We start from the raw sequence: 7,789 nt of genomic DNA, 5'->3' as shown, positions 1-7,789 counted from the left end.
ATGAGGAGAATAGATACAAGTAGAGATTATGTGCTTGATCTATTCTTTTTTGTACAACATATGACCTCATTTACTACAACATAGCAGAACCGATGTTGCAGTAAAACCCTCAATAAGCTGTGTACAAAAAAATGAAGACCGCGCGGTCTTCATTTTAGTCGACATAGTTCCCGTTAGCGGAAGTTAAAAATTTTTAGTTTCTCATCAAATTAAGGATTTTATAAAGTTTCCAAAATACAAAAATCACAATTGGTGCTATGGATTAGCGATCTATATCATCCTTAGCGTACAGAATCAGTGTTATTGAAGATTATTCTAATATGATAGAATCTCCAACATTTACTTTTCCTGGTTTTATAACTGATGCATAGACTCCAAAATGATTATTTCTTTTTTGTACAACAGTTTTTAAGAGAGTCTTTTCCAATGTTAATGTGTTGGGATCAATGGTAATAATCATGCAGCGTTCACAGTGTCTTACTATTTCTAATTCTACTTCCCCTATACGTATACATTTTCCAAACCATGTATCTTCTACGAAAGGAATATTTTCATATAATGAGAATATCAAGTTTGGACGAAATCTCCTATGATTCACATCTTGTCCCCACATTGTCCCCATTTCTTGTAATGACGTATCAGTCACAATTAATACATGTTCTTCTTCAATTGCACCTAGAGGTACTTGTTGAGGTGAGTATTGTATACCTTTAATTTTACGATTTGATTTTTGTTCTAATTCTGTAAGTAATTTTTGATTTCCCCACTTGTATATTTTTCCTTCAGGAGAAACGATTTTGATTGGTGGATATGTATCCAAAGATTCTTCTCCTATAAAACTCGCTGTATAACCAATCATTTCAGGAAGTTGTGTTGCGGTTAAATACTTTCCTGGTCTTGTTTCATCTAAAAAGGCATGGCTTCTATCTCCATATAAGCCATAGGATGCAATGTAAGTTTGTTGAACATTTTCTCCGCGAAATGACTTTATTGGATGTCTTATAATTTCTTTTAGTTCTCCAATTATCATATCTTTACCCCTTTTTTACTTAATCTTATCTCTTAATTATATAATCAATTGGAATTAGTTACATTATGAATATAGTATTCATGCTTGGTTAACATAACGTCTCATTATCGGGATTCAATGTATTTAGAAGACTATTAGAAGTCCTCCAGATTGTTTAACTGGGGGACTTTAGTGTTCACATAATTATCGTTCTCGGAAGCTGTAATATGTTTTACTCAGAATCGTCTTCTTGATTATATCGAGTAACAATTTCTTTAATTTCTGCAACTCTTTGTAAAGTAATTCCTTCTCTCTGTTCAACTGCTAAAGGATGATCAGTCGGTTCCAATTCGATAAAGGGTCTTATTCCAATGGATCTTGTATGGACATGTGTTTTCAAATTTAATGTATCGGGATAACCAGGGATTGATGTAGAAAGCCATCCAAAATAAGGTTCTTCTGTTTCTCTTTCTTTCGCTTCCCATAATTCCATTGTTTTGTTGAAGCTTTCTTCGCTTAAAGATACCCATATATTCCAAATAAATATTTCGTTACTATCTATAATCGGAATTTCTATACAACCTCGAACAAAGTAATATTCTCCATCCATAATGCAGATATCAGAATTTATTTCAAAGCGTTTTTGTCTTTCCATTTCAGGAACATTGTAATAATAAACAGGGGCATCACTTCCATAGCTCATTGGTAGCTCCTGTTCGGAATGAGTACAACGAAATTTTTCATAGCTAATTTCTTTCTTATTTGTTCTTCCATACGATCTTCTTCTACGCATTTGATTATATACTCCTTATTTCATCGTTATCTTAAATTATATATGAGAATTGATATGTATATCATATTCATGTGAGGTTGACATAACGTAATATTATCGGGATTCAATGTATTTAGAAGACTATTAAAAGTCCTCCAGATCGTTTAACTGGGGGACTTTCGTGTTTTATTAATGAAATCTAAACCATGCAAACCATTGATCTTTTTTGTTTTTGGTTACAAAAATTTGTCTATGTGATGCATCATATGCTGGTAAATATTGTGGAAATAGAATTTCCACAAACCAAGATTTATTAGCTATTTCATCTCCACAATAATGTTTTGCCATTCCGTAATAAGCTTCTGGATGTGGTGATTTTGGGAGATATGCTATGGTTTCTACTTTCCAACCTTTATAATTTTGACCTTTATATACCTTAGGGATAATTGTATCCAGTGCTTTTAACAGACCTTTATCTGAGCTGACATCCCCTAATTCTTGTGGATTAGGACATTTACCATTATTGATTAAAAACGGTATATCTCCATTTGTTGAAGCAAATGATATTTGAGGACACATAAAAATCCCTAATGTACACATGCAAATAATAACTCGTAAATATTTCATTTTATCACTCCTACATAGTTATCATTTACAAGACGTATGTATGTTATTTATCCTCGTTCTATAAGTGTATATCCTATTCATGTAGAGTTAACATAACGTAATATTATCGTTATTGGAAGTTAAAATCTCTTAGTTTCCTGATAAATTAAAGCACCCGATAGTTTAAGTGTAACCCTTCACATACTTCAATTTAATCATAGTTTTTAAATAGAGACAGAGTAAACATACACTTCTTTTCCCCATTTGTTTATAATTTTCATCTCCTGCATACCAATTCGTTTAGCAACTTTAGTTGAAGGAATATTATTTACATCGGGCAATGAGACCATCCTATTTAATTTTAGTCGTTCAAATCCGTAATTCTTACACGCTAAAGCTGCTTCTGTTGCATATCCTTTCCCCCAGACACGCCGAACAAATAAATAACCTATCTCCATCTCCATTACGCCATCTACTTCTTGAGGTACAATACCACATTGTCCAAGAAATTCTCCAGTTACTTTATCTTCTACTATCCATAAACCTATCCCATATTCATCATAATTTTTTAGGGTCCAATTAATCCATTCCATTGTTTCACTTTCGTTTTTGGTTGAAGGATAATACCGCATTGCTACTGGGTCTGAAAAGATTTCCATCAAATTTTCAGTATCATCTTTAGTCATTCTTCTTAAAATTAACCTTTCCGTGCATATAACTGGATTGCCCATTTTTCTATCCTCCTACATTTATTTTTATGTGAATTCTACATGATTAATGGTATATCCTTTGGTAGAACATTATTCCACTAACCTGCCAGTTAGTTGAACAAGGAATCCTGTATATTCTATTCATATGGGGTTAACATAACGCATCATTATCAGTAGTCAACAATGCATAAAATTTTTGTTCTGGGGTACTAAAAAATTTTAGCTTGATGGCAATGGGCTGAACCTCAAATTGAAATTCTAAAGTTAACTTTCGAATGAAAAACTCTAGTGGTAAAGTGAGATAAAACTTCTTCTTTTCTGAAATAGAATCCATTCCCACTCCTTTACTTAGACAGAAATAATCATCATTTTCATATTAGGTACTTGATTGAAATTATATATTATGTTAATATTCAAACAACATACAAAATGCATATTAATACATAAAAAAGGATAAAAATTAATGCAATTACAATCCTCTACTACCTAGGATATCCCTTAAAGGTAGTGAATATCTTTGAATACATATTGATTTCAAACGGGGCATAATCCAATCATTTTAAGGTATTATCTATTATTAACTTTTAATTAAGTTTATTATTTATGAAAATATTAATAATAAACTATAAATTTTAAATAATGGATTTTAGTAAGGGAACATCTATAAAGAATGTTGAAAGGAAGAGGATTTTATGAATCAAGAAAAATATTTGAAAAAGAAAATGGGGTTTTGGTCACTTACTGCACTATCTCTTGGAGGAATTATTGGATCAAGTTGGCTTTTTGGAGCATGGCAGACAGCAAAATTGGCTGGTCCCGCAGCCATTATGTCTTGGATTATTGGAGCCGTTGCCATTACGCTAATAGCCCTTGTCTACGCAGAATTAGGAAGTGTTAAACCTGAATCAGGTGGATTGGGTCGTTACCCCCTTTATTCGCATGGAAAAATGCTTGGTACTGTAACTAGTTTTTCAATTTGGCTTGGCTACTGTGCTACTGCACCAGTTGAATCAGCAGGAGTAATTCAATATGCGAATCAATTCTGGCCAGGATTATATGATTCATCTAAAGAACAACTAACTACAAGCGGAATTTTTGCTTCGATTTTATTGATGATATTATTTGTAGTTGTTAATTATTTTGGAGTGAAATTATTTGCTGTTACGAATACCATTATTACTACAATTAAGTTTGTAGTACCTGTCCTAACAATTGTGGCTTTTTTTATGACAGGATTTCATCCTGAAAATTTTACAAGTCAAGGTTTTGCCCCTAATGGTTATAGCGCTGGATTAAGTGCGATATTAACGAGTGGGATATTTTTTGCTTATACGGGATTTGGTAATGTAATTATGATGAGTGGTGAAGTAGTCAACCCCAAACGCAATATACCATTAGCTTTGATTACATCCTTAATAGTCTCAGGAATATTGTATACATTACTTCAAATTGTGTTTATTGGAGCAGTTCCTACAGAAATGTTAACGAATGGTTGGAGTGGGATTAAATTTGACTCTCCATTTGCTAATTTAGCTCTTATGGCAAATATGGTGTGGTTATCTTGGATTATTACAGCCGACGCAATGATTTCACCCACAGGTTCAGCCCTTACTTATACAGCCGGAACATCCAGACATGTCTTTGGAATGGCGAAAAGTGGCTTTCTACCTTCTTATTTTGCAACAGTTAATAAACGATTTGGAGTTCCAACACGTGCACTTACACTCAATTTTGTTATAGGATTGCTTTTCTTATTTCCATTAAAAAGTTGGTCCGCAATTGTAGCGATTGTCGGAGCAATCGGTATTTTTAAATATGCTTCAGCATGTGTAACTGTAATGGTTTTCCGTAAGGTTGGTTTAACAAAAAATAAAGGTCTGCCAGGAATGCATATTATTGCTCCGTCGGCCTTTATATTCGCTACACTTCTTATTTATTGGACAAATTGGAGTAAGGTTCAACTGGCTATTTGGGGTTTAACTATTGGAGTCGTATGGTATTTAGTTGTTCATGTAATCAATAAACATAACTCGATGGAGATTATAGGAGGTATATACCTAGTTATTTATATACTTATGCTTGTTTTGATATCCTCAGTTGGAAATTTCGGTGGTAAAGGTATGATTCCTGAACCATTTTTGTCTATTATTGTAGCCATATTAGGAGGGTGTTTTTATTATTTTGCAGTGTATAACGGCGTCTGGTATATGCGGAAAAAAGGGAATATGAAAGAATTTCAAGACGATATATCAAACATTTCTTAAAGGTAGTTATTATTCTAGAAAAAGATTCTGAAAAAATATTAAAAGAATACTAAACCGTTAGTTTAGTAAGGAGTAGCACCACATCGCTATCAAGCTAACAAAACAAAATACCCCCTAAAATAAAAAAATACGCTATTCTTTCTGTAGAATCATAGGAAAGGATGGCGTTTTTGTATGTCTATTTCTGTATCTGATGAATTACAGCTATTTGGGGTCCCGCCAACTAAATGACATAAAACCCACGCTAAAACATTTTATATCATTTGGTTAGTGGGTTCCCTAATAGAAATGTAGTCACCCAGCTCTTTTCGATCTAAGTGACGTTTTACTTTTTGTTTTTAAGGGTTTCTTGGTTTAGTATTTTTGTTTCCTTCAATGAGTACTTATTGTTTACCAACTAGTTTAGAAGTACCATCTTTATAGTTAATCTCTACACCGTCTTGCACATTATAACAAAATACATTGAAATCTAAGTGGTCGTTATTAACCGTTTTCGCTTTCATTTGTACACCTCTCGCGACTAACTCGTCACCGATAAATACTGGTTTTACTTCGTAAAGTACATAACCTCCTTTTTCAACCTCTTTATCTACCATGTTTTCATACTTTAACATACTATGTCGGTTGAAATCTTTTGTACCAGTCATTAAATTCTTTGGATTGTCGTTTTGACCAGTTAGTTGATATCCAATTAAATGACTTCTATCAAATAATGTACTACCATCACTTAATTTCTTTTGATGCCAACCAGTAGGCTTTGTATTCAATCTCTCGTCTCGTTTTTCTTTAGGTTGAATTTCTTTACCAATTAGTGCTGTTGCTACTCCAACTCTGTTCTTACTATCTAAGTTAGAGAACTCTTGCCATGTAGGATTTGTATTCTTCAACTGTACTTTATCTAATTGATCTTGTGTAAAATCAGCTTTATTTCCGTTTACTTCTACTACTTTTTGCCCTTTGTAGTTCTTTGCAATGTCCTCTATGTTATAAGACTGTTGTTGATGGCCGTTAGAAGTCTTATTTTGAGTCTGATTAGATTCTTGTTTCTTTTGACCCTGTTCTGCTACTTTTACCGTATTGGTTTCTTTACTAGCTTGTTGATTTGCACAACCAGTACCTAAACCTAATAATGCTGTTGTTAACGCTAATGTAGATAATAATCTTTTACTTAACACGCTATACTACACCTTCCTTTTCTACAAAATTCAAATCTGATTGATTAAAATTCACTAAGAGCAAAGTCATAAAACGCATCGGCCACATTTTCTACATGATGACACGAAACATGATTTTCCAAAGCTTTCATCAACATAGGTTTTTCATCCTTAAAGTCAATTGCATAATCAATTAAGAAACTCCAATTCCACGATGGATTAGCAACCAAACAACTATGCTTCATATCATGTTGGCGGGCCCCCTATGAGTATAATAGAGGATAAAACGAGCGGTAGTCGAGTACATCTTACTATGGATCTACTAGCTGCGCAAAAAGGAAAAATCTATTTTTCTTCTGAACAAAATGACATTTTGGGGGTTTAGCGAATACAATGCAAAGCACAAGCCTCCTGGTTATACTAATATTTCTTTTCTTCATATAGGGGTAACGTCCCGAAAATCCGGATGCTACCCCATATAGTATTTAAATTCGCATGTTTAAAATTAAAAATCACAAGAAATATCAAAAAATAGAAATGGATACCTTTTATAATTTTATTAAGGAGTGAGATAAGTGAATGAACACATACAACATATGATTGATTGGATTGAGACGAATTTAAAAGGTGAATTTTCATTAGATGAATTATCTAATTATATGGGGTATTCCCCTTATTACTGTTCTTTTAAATTTCACCAAGTAACAGGTATAAGTATTAGACGCTATATTCTTCTTAGAAGATTGTATTTATCTACGGAAGATTTGATGAATGATAGAAAGATAATTGATATCGCATTTAAATATGACTACTCTTCGCAAGAGGCTTATAGTAGAGCCTTCAAAACTGTTTTTGGGGTTCTGGTGCAAAATTCCAAGACTCTTGCAAGTAATCTCCTAATCTTGGACATACTGATAGTATGACTCTAAAAAAGGTGCGTGATCAGTCAGTATGGAAAAGGAAAATTTGTTTAAATGGAAGCATTATCAGCCTGAACTAATCTTATTAACAGTAAGGTGGTACCTACGGTACAATTTGAGCTTCCGTAACCTGGTGGAAATAATGGAGGAAAGAGGATTATCAATTGCTCACACAACGATTATGCGCTGGGTTCATCAATATGGACCTCAACTAGAAGAGAAAGTACGACATCACCTTAAATCAACAAATGACTCGTGGAGAGTCGATGAAACCTATATGAAAGTAAAAGGTCAATGGACCTATTTATATCGTGCGGTTGATTCAGAGGGCAATACAATTGATTTTTATCTAAG

Annotated in this window: 8 protein-coding genes and 2 pseudogenes; 3 read left to right on the top strand and 7 right to left on the bottom strand. The window is 33.3% G+C overall.

Annotated elements, in window-relative coordinates:
- Positions 1–310: 310 nt before the first annotated feature.
- From CN326_RS22090 to CN326_RS22070, 5 genes are all read right to left on the bottom strand, one after another.
- Positions 311–1,030 carry an MOSC domain-containing protein gene (locus tag CN326_RS22090; RefSeq protein ID WP_098311120.1) on the bottom strand — a complete coding sequence of 240 codons (720 nt, stop codon included), beginning with the start codon at positions 1,028–1,030 and terminating at the stop codon, positions 311–313.
- Positions 1,031–1,241: 211 nt separating this feature from the next.
- Complete coding sequence (locus tag CN326_RS22085) at positions 1,242–1,802, bottom strand: DUF2199 domain-containing protein (protein ID WP_098311119.1); 561 nt, start codon at positions 1,800–1,802, stop codon at positions 1,242–1,244.
- Between the two features lie 168 nt (positions 1,803–1,970).
- Positions 1,971–2,408, bottom strand: coding sequence for a hypothetical protein (locus tag CN326_RS22080; RefSeq protein WP_098311118.1), 438 nt, complete (start codon positions 2,406–2,408; stop codon positions 1,971–1,973).
- Positions 2,409–2,611: 203 nt separating this feature from the next.
- A complete protein-coding gene (locus tag CN326_RS22075) occupies positions 2,612–3,118 on the bottom strand; it encodes a GNAT family N-acetyltransferase (RefSeq protein WP_098311117.1) in 507 nt (168 codons plus the stop codon).
- A 130-nt stretch (positions 3,119–3,248) separates the two neighbouring features.
- Positions 3,249–3,431, bottom strand: coding sequence for a hypothetical protein (locus tag CN326_RS22070; RefSeq protein WP_098311116.1), 183 nt, complete (start codon positions 3,429–3,431; stop codon positions 3,249–3,251).
- A 358-nt stretch (positions 3,432–3,789) separates the two neighbouring features.
- On the opposite strand from CN326_RS22070, the gene CN326_RS22065 reads away from it, so the two are divergent.
- Positions 3,790–5,361 (top strand): APC family permease, encoded by a 1,572-nt coding sequence (locus CN326_RS22065; protein WP_098311115.1) that lies wholly within the window; start codon positions 3,790–3,792, stop codon positions 5,359–5,361.
- 383 nt (positions 5,362–5,744) lie between these two features.
- On the opposite strand, the gene CN326_RS22060 is transcribed toward CN326_RS22065, so the two are convergent.
- On the bottom strand, positions 5,745–6,536 hold the full coding sequence (locus CN326_RS22060; RefSeq protein ID WP_098311114.1) for a DNA/RNA non-specific endonuclease: 792 nt from the start codon (positions 6,534–6,536) through the stop codon (positions 5,745–5,747).
- A gap of 44 nt (positions 6,537–6,580) precedes the next feature.
- Positions 6,581–6,769: pseudogene (locus CN326_RS22055) on the bottom strand (hypothetical protein); the annotation flags it as partial.
- Positions 6,770–7,090: 321 nt separating this feature from the next.
- Here CN326_RS22055 and CN326_RS22050 point away from each other — a divergent pair.
- Both CN326_RS22050 and CN326_RS22045 read left to right on the top strand, forming a co-directional pair.
- Positions 7,091–7,375: pseudogene (locus CN326_RS22050) on the top strand (helix-turn-helix domain-containing protein); the annotation flags it as partial.
- 91 nt (positions 7,376–7,466) lie between these two features.
- Positions 7,467–7,789, top strand: a 323-nt coding sequence (locus CN326_RS22045) for an IS6 family transposase (protein ID WP_141525104.1), incomplete at its 3' end; no start/stop codon positions are given.

This window comes from Bacillus sp. AFS018417 (genome assembly GCF_002560985.1).
Classification (GTDB): domain Bacteria; phylum Bacillota; class Bacilli; order Bacillales; family Bacillaceae_G; genus Bacillus_A; species Bacillus_A rhizoplanae.
This window is presented reverse-complemented; position numbering and strand designations above follow the sequence as displayed.